General features: G+C 59.2%; 14 protein-coding genes. 10 read left to right on the forward strand and 4 right to left on the reverse strand.

All coding sequences use genetic code 11. The annotated features are described in order from the left end of the window. Positions 1 to 46 precede the first annotated feature (46 nt). From ACJSDX_RS00115 to ACJSDX_RS00125, 3 genes are read left to right on the forward strand one after another with little or no spacing between them, the layout of a single operon-like run. On the forward strand, positions 47 to 754 hold the full coding sequence (locus ACJSDX_RS00115) for a YggS family pyridoxal phosphate-dependent enzyme (RefSeq protein WP_407992966.1): 708 nt from the start codon (positions 47 to 49) through the stop codon (positions 752 to 754). Continuing rightward, on the forward strand, positions 751 to 1560 hold the full coding sequence (proC, locus tag ACJSDX_RS00120) for a pyrroline-5-carboxylate reductase (RefSeq protein WP_407992967.1): 810 nt from the start codon (positions 751 to 753) through the stop codon (positions 1558 to 1560). The genes ACJSDX_RS00115 and proC overlap by 4 nt, the downstream gene beginning before the upstream one ends. Before the next feature lie 34 nt (positions 1561 to 1594). Further along, positions 1595 to 2170, forward strand: coding sequence for a YggT family protein (locus ACJSDX_RS00125; protein WP_309566382.1), 576 nt, complete (start codon positions 1595 to 1597; stop codon positions 2168 to 2170). 66 nt (positions 2171 to 2236) lie between these two features. On the opposite strand, the gene ACJSDX_RS00130 is transcribed toward ACJSDX_RS00125, so the two are convergent. From ACJSDX_RS00130 to ACJSDX_RS00140, 3 genes are all read right to left on the reverse strand, one after another. After that, the gene (locus ACJSDX_RS00130; RefSeq protein ID WP_407992968.1) at positions 2237 to 2959 is read right to left on the reverse strand and encodes an NADPH-dependent F420 reductase; all 723 of its coding nucleotides are present in this window, start codon (positions 2957 to 2959) and stop codon (positions 2237 to 2239) included. A gap of 215 nt (positions 2960 to 3174) precedes the next feature. Continuing rightward, positions 3175 to 4626, reverse strand: a complete 1452-nt coding sequence (rng, locus tag ACJSDX_RS00135; RefSeq protein WP_407992969.1) for a ribonuclease G — start codon at positions 4624 to 4626, stop codon at positions 3175 to 3177. Positions 4627 to 4665: 39 nt separating this feature from the next. Beyond that, positions 4666 to 5253 carry a Maf family protein gene (locus ACJSDX_RS00140; protein WP_407992970.1) on the reverse strand — a complete coding sequence of 196 codons (588 nt, stop codon included), beginning with the start codon at positions 5251 to 5253 and terminating at the stop codon, positions 4666 to 4668. A 187-nt stretch (positions 5254 to 5440) separates the two neighbouring features. Here ACJSDX_RS00140 and ACJSDX_RS00145 point away from each other — a divergent pair, with 187 nt between their 5' ends. Next, positions 5441 to 5884: an NUDIX hydrolase gene (locus ACJSDX_RS00145; RefSeq protein ID WP_407993540.1), complete on the forward strand. Its 444-nt coding sequence runs from the start codon at positions 5441 to 5443 to the stop codon at positions 5882 to 5884. Positions 5885 to 5914: 30 nt separating this feature from the next. Continuing rightward, a complete protein-coding gene (gene mnmA / locus ACJSDX_RS00150; RefSeq protein WP_407992971.1) occupies positions 5915 to 6997 on the forward strand; it encodes a tRNA 2-thiouridine(34) synthase MnmA in 1083 nt (360 codons plus the stop codon). Positions 6998 to 7029: 32 nt separating this feature from the next. On the opposite strand, the gene ACJSDX_RS00155 is transcribed toward mnmA, so the two are convergent. Beyond that, a complete protein-coding gene (locus ACJSDX_RS00155) occupies positions 7030 to 7641 on the reverse strand; it encodes a glutathione S-transferase family protein (protein ID WP_407992972.1) in 612 nt (203 codons plus the stop codon). A gap of 46 nt (positions 7642 to 7687) precedes the next feature. On the opposite strand from ACJSDX_RS00155, the gene nadC reads away from it, so the two are divergent. The 5 genes from nadC to ilvC all read left to right on the forward strand — a co-directional run bounded on the left by nadC (position 7688) and on the right by ilvC (position 13838). Further along, complete coding sequence (gene nadC / locus ACJSDX_RS00160) at positions 7688 to 8560, forward strand: carboxylating nicotinate-nucleotide diphosphorylase (RefSeq protein ID WP_407992973.1); 873 nt, start codon at positions 7688 to 7690, stop codon at positions 8558 to 8560. 54 nt (positions 8561 to 8614) lie between these two features. Then, positions 8615 to 10399: a type IV pilus assembly ATPase TfpB gene (gene tfpB, locus ACJSDX_RS00165; protein ID WP_407992974.1), complete on the forward strand. Its 1785-nt coding sequence runs from the start codon at positions 8615 to 8617 to the stop codon at positions 10397 to 10399. Positions 10400 to 10556: 157 nt separating this feature from the next. Beyond that, entirely contained in the window at positions 10557 to 12263 is a 1707-nt protein-coding gene (locus tag ACJSDX_RS00170; protein ID WP_309566369.1) for an acetolactate synthase 3 catalytic subunit, read from the forward strand. Positions 12264 to 12271: 8 nt separating this feature from the next. Next, a complete protein-coding gene (gene ilvN, locus ACJSDX_RS00175) occupies positions 12272 to 12763 on the forward strand; it encodes an acetolactate synthase small subunit (protein ID WP_230342326.1) in 492 nt (163 codons plus the stop codon). Positions 12764 to 12821: 58 nt separating this feature from the next. After that, entirely contained in the window at positions 12822 to 13838 is a 1017-nt protein-coding gene (gene ilvC / locus ACJSDX_RS00180) for a ketol-acid reductoisomerase (protein ID WP_309566367.1), read from the forward strand. Positions 13839 to 13967 lie beyond the last annotated feature (129 nt).

The raw sequence follows: 13967 nt of genomic DNA on the forward strand, positions 1-13967 counted from the left end.
GCACGCAGGTGCCGGGATGGTTGCAATCATGAAGAATGGACGGATTATGGACACAATTGGCAAGCGCTGGCAAGCAATCAAGGCCCGTATCGGGGCCGCTGCGCTTGATGCCGGCCGGGCGCCGGATTCTGTCCGCCTGCTCGCGGTGAGCAAGGCGCATCCTGCCAGCGCCATCCGCGAAGTTTATACGCTTGGGCAACGCCAGTTTGGCGAGAACTACCTGCAGGAAGCGCTCGCCAAGCAGGAGGAACTCCAGGACCTAGCGATAGAGTGGCATTTCATCGGCCCGATCCAGAGCAACAAGACGCAGCCAATCGCCAGGCATTTCGACTGGGTGCACAGCGTGGACCGCGCCAAGATCGCAGACAGGCTCAATGCCGCCCGCGGCCCCGGCCAACCGGCGCTGCAGGTCTGCATCCAGGTCAACGTCAGCGGCGAAGACAGCAAAAGCGGCACCAGCGCTGCCGACGCGATTGCCCTGGCAGACCATATCAGGCAATTGCCCAAACTGCGCCTGCGCGGGCTGATGGCGATTCCGGCCCCTACCCATGACCCGCAGGAACAACAGTCGCAGTTTCGCGCCGTACGTGACATCTACGACAGCCTGCAATCGGCCGGACACCACTTGGATACGTTATCCATGGGCATGTCCGAAGATTTTCCCGCAGCCATTCAAGAGGGTGCGACAATAGTGAGGGTGGGCTCCGCCATTTTCGGGGCCCGGATCAAACCAACCGCAGAACAATCAACATGAAAATCAGCTTTATCGGCGGCGGCAACATGGCGCGCGCCATCATCGGCGGCCTGAAGCAAAAAGGTCACAACATGGCAACCATCAGCGTCATTGAACTTGACGCTGCGAGGCGGGAGCAGTTGACGGAAGAGTTCGGCATCCACGCCACCGAGCACCTGCCCAGCGTCGCCAATTCCGACATCATCGTACTGGCTGTCAAGCCACAACAATTACGCGACCTGGCGATCTTTCTCGCCAGTTTCCTCAACCAGCAGCTCGTCATCTCGATTGCGGCCGGCATCACCTGCGCCGCGCTCAGCCGCTGGCTGAACGGCTACCGCGCCATCGTACGCGTCATGCCCAATACGCCGGCCCAGATACAGGCCGGCATATCCGGCCTCTATGCGGCGGATGGCGTCAGCATAGAGCAGCGCGAACAGGCCGACCTGCTGTTGTCTGCGGCGGGCAGCACATTATGGGTCGATGACGAGGGCAAGATAGATGCGGTGACCGCGATTTCAGGCAGCGGCCCGGCCTATGTATTTTATTTCATCGAGGCTTTGGAACAGGCAGCCCTGGACCTGGGCTTCGCTCCCGACCAGGCGCGCGCCTTAAGCCTGCAGACTTTCCTGGGAGCCAGCCGGCTGGCCAGCCAGAGCGATACGCCCGCCGCTGCGCTGCGCGCCCAGGTGACCTCCAAGGGCGGCACTACCGAACGCGCGATCCTCTCCATGGAGCAGGCCAACATCAAACAAGCCATTATCCAGGCAGCGCATGCCGCCGCTGAGCGCGCTCGCGAACTGGGCGAACAGCTAGGAAAGGACTAACCATGCTCAATACTATTTCATGCCGGGGGCTTGCATGATCAATAACGCCTTGCAGTTTCTGCTGCATACCATCCTCGGTTTGTTTACCTTGGCATTGTTGCTGCGCTTTTACCTGCAGCTGACCCGCGCGCCTTTCCACAATCCCGTTTCCCAGGCCATGGTCGCAGTGACCAACTTCGCGGTCAGGCCCGTCCGGCGCTTTATCCCGGGAATCGGCGGCCTCGACACTTCCACCCTGCTGCTGGCATTCATCGCGCAGTTCCTGCTGCAAGTGGGCTCGTTGTGGATACGCGACTTTCCCTTGCTCGTGGCGGACAACACCATCTGGATCGCCTTGCTGGGCCTGGCATTTGTCGGCCTGTTGAAGCTCAGCATCTACATCTTCCTTTATGCGGTGCTGCTTCAAGCCATCCTCAGCTGGATCAATCCCCACACCATCCTTACGCCTGTGCTGGATGCGCTTACCCGGCCGCTATTGCGCCCATTGCGCAACCGCATCCCCACAGCCGGCGGTTTCGACCTCAGCCCTTTGGTCGTGTTCATCGTCGCGCAACTGGTCCTGATCGTATTCGTCACGCCGATGGAGCAGCAATTGCTGCGCTTGTTCTAAGAGCCTACTACAAGCTAGAACTCACCACAGACAGTCGGCTGTTTGTGGTCTTCGGCCCGGCAGAGATCAACGTGCAACGCCGAGCTTTTTCGCCAATTCGTCAGCCGTCAGGATATGCCCGAAGCCATCGGTTCCCATGGCGAACTTGTCGGCATCCTTCAATCCGCCTACGACCAGAGGGTCGAAACCGGCCGAGGAAATCAGCGCCTTGGCGACGTCCAGCGCCTGTTGGTCGTCGCCGGCAATCGGGATGGCGATGCGCGGCGTGCGGCCCGCATTGTCGGTGAATACGCGGTTATTCGCGGCATTGAAGGCGCGTACGATGCGTGCGCCAGGGAGATATTTAGCCGTGGTAACGCCGATGCCGTTAGCTTGCGTCTCCGGATACAGCGAGCTGCGGTTGGCGTTGCCGGCGTCCAGCACGATCTTGCCCTTGAGCGCCGCGCCGTAGTCGCGGCCGATTTGCGGATAGGCCTCATAAGGCACGGCCAGCAAAACGGCATCGCCAAATGCAATCGCCTCTTCCACAGTGCCGGCGCGCGCCTTGGGACCCAATCTATCGACCAACGATTTCAGGCTTGAAGGGTCGCGTGAGGAAAACAGGACTTCGTGCCCCGCCTTCACCCATAAAGCACCGACCGCGCCGCCCAGGTTCCCGGCGCCGATAGTGCCGATTTTCAGGGGTTTCCCTTCAGCCGCGAAGGCGGAATGCCCAACTAGGGGCAGAACGGCCAACAGGCCCAGGCCTCCTCCAAGCTTCAGAAGCTGTCTGCGGGATATGTTGCGCATAGCATTTCTCCTTGATCAAAACATGGTCCTGTTCGAGTATAAATCTAGAAACAAGGCCATGACAAAGCTCAAGGTAAAGCTTGCGCAAAAGAATGTAAGCGGAAGTAAGCCAGCATGGGCGCGGGTGCCCGTACTAATATCCGATTTGTAACGCAGCAGCTGCCGCGCTGCCGGGACAACATATCCTATGAAAAGATCATGAACAGGCTCTAAACCTACATCAGCACGATATCGTAGGTTTCCTGCGCATAATGCGTTTCCGCCTGCAGGGAAATCGGCTTGCCGATGAAATCAGAGAGATTGGCCAGGCTCTGGGACTCCTCGTCCAGCAGCAGGTCAATCACCTTGGGCGCGGCCAGGATGCGGAACTCGCGCGCGGTGAACTGCTTGGCGTTGCGCAGCAGTTCGCGGAAAATTTCATAGCAGACGGTCTGCGCGGTCTTGACCTCGCCGCGCCCCTTGCAGGACGGGCAAGGCTCGCACAGCAGGTGCGCCAGGCTTTCGCGCGTGCGCTTGCGCGTCATCTCGACCAGGCCGAGCGTGGAAAACCCGTTCACGCCGGTACGCGCCCTGTCCTTGGCCACGGTCTTTTTCAGCTCGGCGAGCACGGCGTTTTGCTGCTCTTCCTCATCCATGTCGATGAAGTCGATGATGATGATGCCGCCGAGGTTGCGCACGCGCAGCTGGCGCGCGATGCATTGCGCCGCCTCGAGATTGGTCTTGAAGATAGTGTCGGACAGGCTGCGCCCGGTGACGAAGCCGCCCGTGTTCACGTCCACGGTGGTCAGCGCCTCGGTCTGGTCGAAGATCAGGTAGCCGCCCGACTTGAGCTCCACCTTGCGCGACATGGCCTTGTTGATCTCGTGCTCGACGTTGTACATGTCGAACAACGGACGCGCGCCTTGGTAATGCTCGATGCGCTTCACAGCCCCTACTGCGTAGTGGCTGGCGAAATCCAGCAGCTTTTGATAGGTCTCGCGCGAATCCACCAGGATGCGCTCCGTTTCGTCATTGACCACGTCGCGCAGCACGCGCATGGGCAAATCCAGGTCCTGGAACACCAATGAACGGTCGGCAGCCCCGTGGCTGGCCGCCTGGATATTGCTCCAGACCTTTTGCAGGTAATCGATATCCGCCAACAGCTCTTCATCGGTCGCCGCTTCCGACATGGTGCGGATGATGTAGCCGCCCTCGCGCTTTTCCGGCAGCAGGCGCAGCAGGCGCTCACGCAGCAATTCGCGCTCGGCCTCGTCCTCGATACGCTGCGATACGCCGATATGCTGCTGTTGCGGCAGATACACGAGAAAGCGGCCAGCAATGCTGATCTGCGTGGTCAGGCGCGCGCCCTTGGTGCCGATCGGCTCCTTGATCACCTGCACCATGACGGGCTGGCCTTCGTGCAATACTTCCTGGATGGCTTTTTCCTTCTCCGGGCTACAGCATTCCAGGATATCCGCCACATGCAGGAAGGCGGCACGCTGCAGGCCGATCTCGACGAAGGCGGACTGCATTCCCGGCAATACGCGGCACACCTTGCCGCGATAGATGTTGCCCACCAGCCCCAGCGAGGTGGCGCGCTCTACGTGCAGCTCCTGCAATACCCCCTGATCGACGATGGCGACGCGGGTTTCCTGCGGGGTGACATTGATCAGAATTTCTTCACTCATGACATCACTTAAATTTATTTTCCAGCTTATTCTTAAAATCTAGGCTGCCCGATTGGGAATGGCAAAACCGCAATTCCTCAGCAATGTCGCAGTTTCAAAAAGCGGCAGCCCCATGACGCCGGAATAGCTGCCCTCGATACGCTCTATCAATGTCCCTCCCAGGCCCTGTATGCCGTAAGCGCCGGCCTTGTCCCGCGGCTCCCCGCTGGACACATAGGCGGCGATCAAGTCATGGCTCAATGCCGCCATCTTCACGCGCGTCGTTGACAACGCGACTTCAATGCCGCAGTTGCTTGCCAGTGCGACGCCAGTATGCACCTCATGCCAGCGGCCCGACATGGACGCCAGCATGGCATAGGCTTCCTCGTCGCTTGCCGGCTTGCCGAGAATGGCGCCATCGACGCATACCGTGGTATCCGCGGCCAGCACCGGCATATCCAGCGTTTGCAGGCTGGCCGAGCCGGCATGCGCTTTCTCGCGCGCGAGACGCAATACATAATCGGCAGCCGACTCCGCATTATATACAGACTCGTCTATATCGGAAGGGATGACGACGAACTCCACGCCGATTTGCTGCAACAGCTCCGCACGCCTAGGTGAGCGGGAAGCGAGATAAATGCGCGTCATGTTGGTGCCTATGGCCTGTAATTAGGTTGATATTGGGCGACGATACTACCCGATAGCCTTCACCTCCAACAAGAAAGTTGCAACGGCACGCCGACGGCAATGCTGGCTTCACGAGCAATCCCGCTGTAAAATTATGGGTTTACGTTACCTGGCGGCGGATGCTGCCAGTCGCCTGGTGAAGAAGTCCATGATCTGGAAACCCCATACCACTGTCGCCGCCATCGTGGAGCAGGACGGCCGCTTTCTCCTGGTGGAGGAAGAAACCGCGGACGGCATCCGCCTCAACCAGCCTGCCGGGCATGTGGAGCATGGCGAAAGCCTGCTGGAAGCCGTCGTCAGGGAAGCCCGCGAGGAAACCGCCTACCGTTTCACGCCGCAAAGCCTGCTGGGCATCTACCACTGGCGCCATCCGCTCAAGGACATTACCTACCTGCGGTTCGCCTTTATCGGCCATGTTGACGACCATCAGCCAGGCTTGCCCTTGGACGACGGCATCATCCGCGCCATCTGGATGACCCCGGATGAAATCCGCGCCAGCCAGGCAAGGCACCGCAGCCCGCAAGTACTCACTTGCGTCGAGCACTACCTGGCGGGACAGCGTTTCCCGCTCAATGTGATTACCCATTTATAGCGTTGCCATTTAGCAGATAGAACATCCATCATGAAGAAAAAAGTCATCGTCGGCATGTCCGGCGGCGTCGACTCCTCCGTCGCAGCACTATTGCTCAAGGAACAAGGCTACGAAGTCGTCGGCCTGTTCATGAAAAACTGGGAGGATGACGATACCGATGAATACTGCCCGGCCAAGCAGGACTTGATCGATGCAGCCGCCGTCGCCGACAAGATCGGCATCGAGATCGAGGCAGTGAATTTCAGCAAGGAATACAAGGAACGCGTGTTCGCCAACTTTCTCGAGGAATACAGCGCCGGCCGCACGCCCAACCCGGATATCCTTTGCAATTCCGAGATCAAGTTCAAGGCCTTCCTCGACCATGCCATGGCGCTGGGCGGCGACCTCATGGCCACCGGCCATTATGCCCAGGTGCGCGAGAAGAACGGCTTGTTCCAGCTCATGAAGGCCGACGACGGCACCAAGGACCAGAGCTATTTCCTTTACCGCCTCAACCAGGCGCAGCTCTCCAAGACCCTGTTCCCGCTAGGCCACCTGCTCAAGCGCGAAATCCGCGACATTGCACGCCGCGCCGGCCTGCCCACCAGCGAAAAGAAGGATTCCACCGGCATCTGCTTCATCGGCGAACGTCCGTTCCAGGAATTCCTCAGCCGCTATCTGCCGCGCGCGCCCGGAGAAATCCAGACGCCGGAAGGCAAGGTCGTCGGCCAGCACAACGGCCTGATGTACTACACCATGGGGCAGCGCCAGGGATTGGGGATCGGCGGCTCGAAGGAAAGCAACGGAGAACCTTGGTTCGTCGCGGGCAAGGACATGCAGCGCAACGTGCTGGTCGTGGTACAAGGGCACGACCACCCGTTGCTGCTCAATGACGGATTGGTCGCAGGCAACCTGCACTGGATCGCGGGAGAAGAGCCGAAAACCCATTGGGTCTATGCCGCCAAGACACGCTACCGCCAGCCGGATGCGCCTTGCGAAATCGACAAGCTGACAAGCGAGAGCGCGGACATCCGCTTCGGCCAGAAGCAATGGGCCATCACGCCGGGGCAGTCGGTCGTGGTCTATGAAAGCAACGTCTGCCTGGGCGGCGGCATCATTACCTCAGCCCTCTAAAACAGGGCTTGAGGGCAGCCCGGCCTGGAGTGTCAGGCCGCGGCTGGCGCAGTATCCTTGAACGAAGCCCGCTTCATCATGGCGGCATAGTGCTTGGCAAGGCTGGGATACTGCTGCTTCCAGTCCAGCTGCTGGTAGCGCAGCTCCAGGTAGCCCAGCATGCATCCCACGGCAATGTCAGCAAGGCTGAAGCTTTCATTAACGCACCACTTTTTCTTTTCCAGGTCTTGATCCAGAGTCTTGAGGCCGCGCTCTACTTTGCCCAGCTGCTTGGCGATCACGGCTGGGTCCTGTAATCCTTCCGGACGGCGCCCTTCGATTACGGCCGCGATGGCCGCATCCGTCACGCCGTCAGCCAGCGCCTCCCAGCGCCGGACAGCAATCTTGGCGGTGTGGTCCTGCGGGATCAAGTGCGCCACCGGCGTGCGATGATCCAGGTACTCCACGATCACGCGCGAATCATAGAGGCTGTCGCCATCCGGCAGGATCAGCACCGGGATCTTGCCCAGCGGATTATGGTCGTTGACCGGACAGTCCGGGTCGGCGAGCACGACCTGCACCATATCCACGTCGATGCGCTTTTCTGCGGCCACCACGCGCACCTTGCACGCGTATGGGCTGGTGTTGGAGTATAGGAGCTTCATCTTGAATAAGACTTGAGAGATGGATGACTGCATTATAATGTAAATCATGGACTCCACATCACAGCAAGCACTGCTCCCCAACGCCCTGCAAAAAGTCATCGAGGCGGATATCCTGCGCGCATTGGAAGAGGATGTCGGCACCGGAGATATCACTGCCCAGCTGGTGCCCGCAGGCCAATTGGCAACCGCCACCATCCTCTCACGCGAAGATGCCGTAGTTTGCGGCATCCCCTGGGCAAGCGCAGCGTTCCGCCACGTCTCCAGGGAGATTGCGATCGAATGGCTGGTTCAGGAAGGCGACCTGGTCAAGGCCGGCAGCACGATCTGCACCTTATCCGGCCCCGCCCGCGCCTTGCTGACCGCCGAACGTTGCGCGCTCAACTTCCTGCAGACGCTTTCAGCGACCGCAACCGCCACGCGGCAATACGTCGACGCCATCGCCGGGACAAGCGCCCATATCCTCGACACGCGCAAGACATTGCCCGGGCTGCGCATCGCGCAAAAATACGCCGTGCGCATCGGCGGCGGGCTCAACCAGCGCATCGGGCTTTACGATGGAGTATTGATCAAGGAAAACCACATCGCCGCAGCCGGGAGTATAGAGGCCGTGCTAACAAATGCCCGGGCGTTGAATGCTGAGGTGCCGATCCAGATCGAGGTGGAAACCCTCGAACAGCTGCAGGCCGCGCTGAAAGCACGCGCCAAGCTGATCCTGCTCGACAATTTCGATATCCCGGCACTTGCCGAAGCCGTCAGGATCAACCGCGGACAAGCCATCCTCGAAGCGTCCGGCGGCATCGACATCCACAATGTGCGCGAAATCGCCCTGACCGGGGTCGACCGTATCTCCATCGGCAGCCTGACCAAGCATGTGCACGCGATCGACCTTTCCATGCGCTTCCAGCCGGAAGCTGTTTGACGAACACACGCGATTGCATCGACTTTTGCTGCGCGAATCTTTAGTATTCCTCACATGAGTCAACCTAGCGCCATTTTCCACCCTGCTCCCGGCCGCCTGTCACTGGGCGATACCTTGCGCATGCTGGTCAATGACGGGCTGGTGCACAAGCTGCAGGCCGAGCAATTGTTCAAGGACCGCAGGCTGGACAGCTCCAACCTGCATCCGCTGATCATCATCAGCGAGCAGAAATGGAAAAACCTGCAGTCCCCGAACAAGCAGCTTTCCCTCGAAATGCTCACCGCCTGGCTGGCGAAACGGGCCAACCTGGAACACTTTCATGTCGATCCGCTCAAGCTGGATTTCAGCGCCGTGGCCCAGGTCATTTCCAAGGCCTATGCCGAGCGCCTCAAGATCATGCCGGTCAAGGTCAGCGGCCAGGAAGCCGTCATCGCCACCGCCGAGCCGTTCTTCACCGACTGGATACCCGACCTCGAACGCATCCTGAAGCTCAGCATCCGGCTCGTGGTCGCGAACCCGCGCGAAATCAGCCGCTACCTGCCGGAAGTCTACAACCTCGCCAACTCCATCAACCTCGCCAACACGGCAAAGGCCGGCCAGGTCATTGGCGTGCAAAACCTGGAACAGCTGGTTGAATTAGGCAAGAACAAGAATCTCGATGCCAATGAGCAGCATGTCGTCAACATCGTCGACTGGCTGTTCAAGTACGCCTTCGAGCAGCGCGCCAGCGACATCCACCTTGAGCCGCGCCGCAATATGGGCATCTTGCGCTTCCGTATCGACGGCGTGCTGCACCAGGTCTACCAACTACCCAGCGCCATCATGAATGCGATCACCAACCGCATCAAGCTGCTGGGCCGCATGGACATGGTGGAGAAGCGCCGCCCCCAGGATGGCCGCATCAAGACGCTGACGGACGAGGGCGAAGAAATCGAGCTTCGCCTGTCCACCATGCCCACGGCATTCGGCGAAAAACTGGTGATGCGTATCTTCACGCCGGAAATCCTGGTCAAGGATTTCGTCGAGCTGGGGTTTTCCAGCGAGCAGGCACAAAAATGGACGCAGTGGACGCAAAGCCCGAACGGCATCGTCCTCGTCACCGGCCCGACCGGCTCCGGCAAGACCACTACGCTCTATTCCACGCTTAAGCTGCTCGCGACACCGGAAGTCAACGTCTGCACCGTGGAAGACCCCATCGAGATGGTGGAACCCGCCTTCAACCAGATGCAGGTGCAGCACAACATCGGGCTGACGTTCGCCGACGGCGTACGCACCCTGCTGCGCCAGGACCCGGACATCATCATGGTGGGCGAAATCCGCGACGTGGAAACCGGTGAAATGGCGATCCAGGCCGCATTGACCGGCCACCTGGTACTCTCGACCCTGCATACCAATGACGCGCCTGCCGCGGTAACCCGCCTGCTGGACCTGGGGATTCCACCGTACCTGATCCACTCCTCGCTGATCGGCATCATGGCGCAGCGGCTGGTGCGCACCTTGTGCCCGCACTGCAAGACGCCAGCCGATATCAGCCAGGAGCAGTGGAGTGAACTGGTGGGCGCATGGAAACTGCCCAAGCCCGCGCAAATCTATGCCGCCAACGGCTGCCTGGAATGCCGCATGACCGGCTATCGCGGCCGCAGCGGCATTTACGAGATGCTGTCTCTGACGCCGGAACTCAAGAAACTCATTACTCACGACGCCGATCTCTCCAGCATCAAGAAGCTGGCTTACCAGCAAGGCATGCAGCCATTATTGATCAACGGCGCCGAGAAAATTGCCGCGGGCCTGACCACCATAGAAGAACTGCTCAAGGTCGCGCCGCCGCCGTTTGAATAACGATGCAAAACACCGGCAAACTGCCCAGCAGGCTTTGCCACAAGCCACTTAAAATCACTGGCTTAAAGCCGGGCCCCACGTAATCTTCCTTGACCAAAATGGCGCAAACCGTTAGTGTTCTAAGTTTCCCAAATTCTCGGCATAACAAGCAATATCTATGGAATTATCTGGCGCAGAAATCGTCATTCGCTGTTTGCAGGAAGAGAACGTCAAATACGTTTTCGGCTATCCTGGCGGCGCAGTGCTCAATATTTACGATGAAATATTCAAACAGGATAAGTTCAAGCATATCCTGGTCCGTCATGAGCAAGCTGCTGTCCATGCAGCGGACGCCTATTCCCGCGCCACAGGTGAAGTCGGGGTCGCCCTGGTGACGTCCGGCCCGGGCGCCACCAACGCCATTACCGGCATTGCCACCGCCCACATGGATTCCATCCCCATGGTCGTCATCAGCGGCCAGGCACCGACGCCCGCCATCGGCCTGGATGCTTTCCAGGAAGTGGACATGATCGGCATCTCGCGCCCCTGCGTGAAGCACAACTTCCTGGTCAAGGATGTCAAGGACATCGCGCCCACCATCAAGAAAGCGTTCTTCATTGCCGCGACCGGACGCCCCGGCCCCGTGGTCGTCGATATCCCCAAGGACATCACCGCGCACCTCGGCCATTACGAATACCCGAAAAGCGTGGAGATGCGCTCCTACACGCCTATCCTCAAGGGACACTCCGGCCAGATCAAGAAGGCCATCAAGCTCATGCTCGAAGCCAAGCGCCCCATGCTGTATACCGGCGGCGGCGTGGTGCTGGGCGATGCGGCAGATCAATTGATCAAGCTCGCCCACAGGCTGGGCTTCCCGGTAACCAACACCCTGATGGGCCTGGGAGGCTATCCTGCGACGGACAGGCAGTTTGTCGGCATGCTCGGCATGCACGGCACGCTGGAAGCCAATATGGCGATGCAGAACTGTGACGTGCTGGTGGCCGTAGGCGCGCGTTTTGACGACCGCGTGATCGGCAACCCGCAGCATTTCTACAACAAGGACCGCACCATCGTCCATATCGACGTCGATCCTTCCTCCATCTCCAAGCGCGTTAAGGTAGACGTACCCATCGTCGGCCATGTGCAGTCCGTGCTCGCCGAGATGAACGAGTTACTCGATGCGGAAACCCGCACGCCGGACGCTGCCGCGCTCAAGGCCTGGTGGACGCAGATCGAGGAGTGGCGCGGACGCAACTGTCTCGGCTACAACCGCAACAGCGAAATCATCAAGCCGCAGTTCGTCATCGAGAAGCTCTGGGAAGTCACCAAGGGCGAAGCCTACGTGACCTCCGACGTCGGCCAGCACCAGATGTGGGCCGCGCAATACTACAAGTTCGACAAGCCGCGCCGCTGGATCAACTCCGGCGGCCTGGGCACCATGGGCGTCGGCCTGCCCTATGCCATGGGCGTGCAGTTTGCCGACCCCAAGGCCAAGGTGGCCTGCGTCACCGGCGAGGGCAGCATCCAGATGAACATTCAGGAGCTCTCCACCTGTAAGCAGTTCCACCTGCCGATCAAGGTGATCCTGCTCAACAACCGCTATCTCGGCATGGTGCGCCAGTGGCAGCAGTTCTTCTATGAAAACCGTTACTCCGAATCCTATATGGACAGCCTGCCGGATTTCGTCAAGCTCGCGGAGTCGTACGGCCATGTCGGCATGAACATCGAAAAGCCCGCTGACGTTGAAGGCGCCTTGACCGAGGCGTTCAACCTCACCGACAGGTTCGTCTTCATGAACTTCATCACCGACCAGAACGAAAACGTGTTCCCGATGGTGCCGAACGGCAAGGGGTTGTCTGAAATCATCCTGGCTGAAGACCTGTAAGAAGAACCATGAAACATATCATCTCCATATTGATGGAAAACGAAGCCGGCGCCCTCTCCCGCGTTGCCGGCCTGTTTTCTGCGCGTGCATACAATATCGAATCCCTGACCGTGGCGCCCACCGAGGACGCCACGCTGTCACGCATGACCATCGTCACCTCCGGATCGGATGATGTGATCGAGCAGATCATCAAGCAGCTCAACAAGCTGATTGATGTGGTCAAGGTACTGGACCTCAACGATGGCCGCTTTATCGAGCGCGAGCTGATGTTGGTGAAGGTAAAGGCTACCGGCTCCTTCCGCGACGAAATGAAGCGCATGTGCGACATTTTCCGCGGCCGCATCATCGATGTAGCAGACGGCAGCTACACCATTGAGTTGACCGGCTCCGGCTCCAAGCTGGACGCCTTCCTGGAAGCGCTGGACAAGGCCGTCATCCTGGAAACCGTGCGCACTGGCGCTTCCGGCATAGGCCGCGGCGACAGGATACTCAAACTTTAAACACTCAAGTTGCCCATCACACCGGGCAGCAGAATCCATTTGTATTGAAAGGTAAAAAATGAAAGTCTATTACGACAAGGACGCGGACCTCTCCCTGATCAAGAAGCTGAAAGTCACCATCGTCGGCTACGGCTCCCAAGGCCATGCCCATGCGCAAAACCTGAAGGACTCCGGCGTGACCGTCACCATCGGCGCCCGCAAGGACGGCAGCTCCTTTGCCAAGGCCGTGAACGCAGGCCATGACGTCAAGGAAATCAAGGATGCCGTCACTGGCGCGGATGTCGTCATGGTCTTGCTGCCTGACGAAACCATGGCAGAAATCTATCACGCTGAAATCGAGCCCAACCTGAAGAAGGGCGCTGCGCTGGCCTTTGCTCACGGCTTCAACGTGCATTACAACCAGATCGTGCCGAGCAAGGACCTGGACGTGATCATGATCGCGCCTAAGGGCCCAGGCCACACCGTGCGTTCCGAATACCTCAAGGGCGGCGGCGTGCCATCCCTGATCGCGGTTTACCAAGACGCCTCCGGCAAGGCCAAGGACATTGCGCTGTCCTACGCTGCAGCCAACGGCGGCACCAAGGGCGGCGTGATCGAGACCAACTTCCGCGAAGAAACCGAAACTGATTTGTTCGGCGAACAGGCTGTGCTCTGTGGCGGCGCAGTCGAACTAGTCAAGGCTGGCTTCGAGACACTGGTCGAAGCTGGCTACGCCCCGGAAATGGCCTACTTCGAGTGCCTGCACGAACTGAAGCTGATCGTGGACCTCATGTACGAAGGCGGTATTGCCAACATGAACTACTCCATTTCCAACAATGCCGAGTACGGCGAGTACGTCACCGGCCCGCGCGTGATTGCCGACCAGGCCCGCGCCGCGATGAAGGAATGCCTGACCAACATCCAGAACGGCGATTACGCCAAGCAATTCATCCTGGAAGGCCGTACCAACTATCCATCCATGACTGCACGCCGCCGCCTGACCGCCGCCCACCCGATTGAGCAAGTCGGCAGCCAACTGCGCGCCATGATGCCTTGGATTGCCAAGAACAAGCTGGTAGATCAATCCAAGAACTAATTAGTTTTTGGTAGATTGATCGCACTTAGTCTCAATCCAAGAACTAAGCGATCAAAGTCTACGTTAAAATAGAAAGAGGCTGGACGATGTCCAGCCTCTTTTTTACATCCAGTCCCCTATGAAGAGGTT

The organism is Methylobacillus draconifructus (assembly GCF_045984355.1).
Classification (GTDB): domain Bacteria; phylum Pseudomonadota; class Gammaproteobacteria; order Burkholderiales; family Methylophilaceae; genus Methylobacillus; species Methylobacillus flagellatus_A.

What these genes read in the sequence shown, in the direction of transcription:
- rng (WP_407992969.1), bottom strand. Translation starts at nt 4,626, where the DNA reads ATGAGTGAAGAAATTCTGATCAATGTCACCCCGCAGGAAACCCGCGTC.
- ilvC (WP_309566367.1), top strand. Translation starts at nt 12,822, where the DNA reads ATGAAAGTCTATTACGACAAGGACGCGGACCTCTCCCTGATCAAGAAG.
- ACJSDX_RS00125 (WP_309566382.1), top strand. Translation starts at nt 1,595, where the DNA reads ATGATCAATAACGCCTTGCAGTTTCTGCTGCATACCATCCTCGGTTTG.
- nadC (WP_407992973.1), top strand. Translation starts at nt 7,688, where the DNA reads ATGGACTCCACATCACAGCAAGCACTGCTCCCCAACGCCCTGCAAAAA.
- ACJSDX_RS00145 (WP_407993540.1), top strand. Translation starts at nt 5,441, where the DNA reads ATGATCTGGAAACCCCATACCACTGTCGCCGCCATCGTGGAGCAGGAC.
- ACJSDX_RS00155 (WP_407992972.1), bottom strand. Translation starts at nt 7,641, where the DNA reads ATGAAGCTCCTATACTCCAACACCAGCCCATACGCGTGCAAGGTGCGC.
- tfpB (WP_407992974.1), top strand. Translation starts at nt 8,615, where the DNA reads ATGAGTCAACCTAGCGCCATTTTCCACCCTGCTCCCGGCCGCCTGTCA.
- ACJSDX_RS00115 (WP_407992966.1), top strand. Translation starts at nt 47, where the DNA reads ATGGACACAATTGGCAAGCGCTGGCAAGCAATCAAGGCCCGTATCGGG.
- ACJSDX_RS00170 (WP_309566369.1), top strand. Translation starts at nt 10,557, where the DNA reads ATGGAATTATCTGGCGCAGAAATCGTCATTCGCTGTTTGCAGGAAGAG.
- mnmA (WP_407992971.1), top strand. Translation starts at nt 5,915, where the DNA reads ATGAAGAAAAAAGTCATCGTCGGCATGTCCGGCGGCGTCGACTCCTCC.
- ACJSDX_RS00130 (WP_407992968.1), bottom strand. Translation starts at nt 2,959, where the DNA reads ATGCGCAACATATCCCGCAGACAGCTTCTGAAGCTTGGAGGAGGCCTG.
- ACJSDX_RS00140 (WP_407992970.1), bottom strand. Translation starts at nt 5,253, where the DNA reads ATGACGCGCATTTATCTCGCTTCCCGCTCACCTAGGCGTGCGGAGCTG.
- ilvN (WP_230342326.1), top strand. Translation starts at nt 12,272, where the DNA reads ATGAAACATATCATCTCCATATTGATGGAAAACGAAGCCGGCGCCCTC.
- proC (WP_407992967.1), top strand. Translation starts at nt 751, where the DNA reads ATGAAAATCAGCTTTATCGGCGGCGGCAACATGGCGCGCGCCATCATC.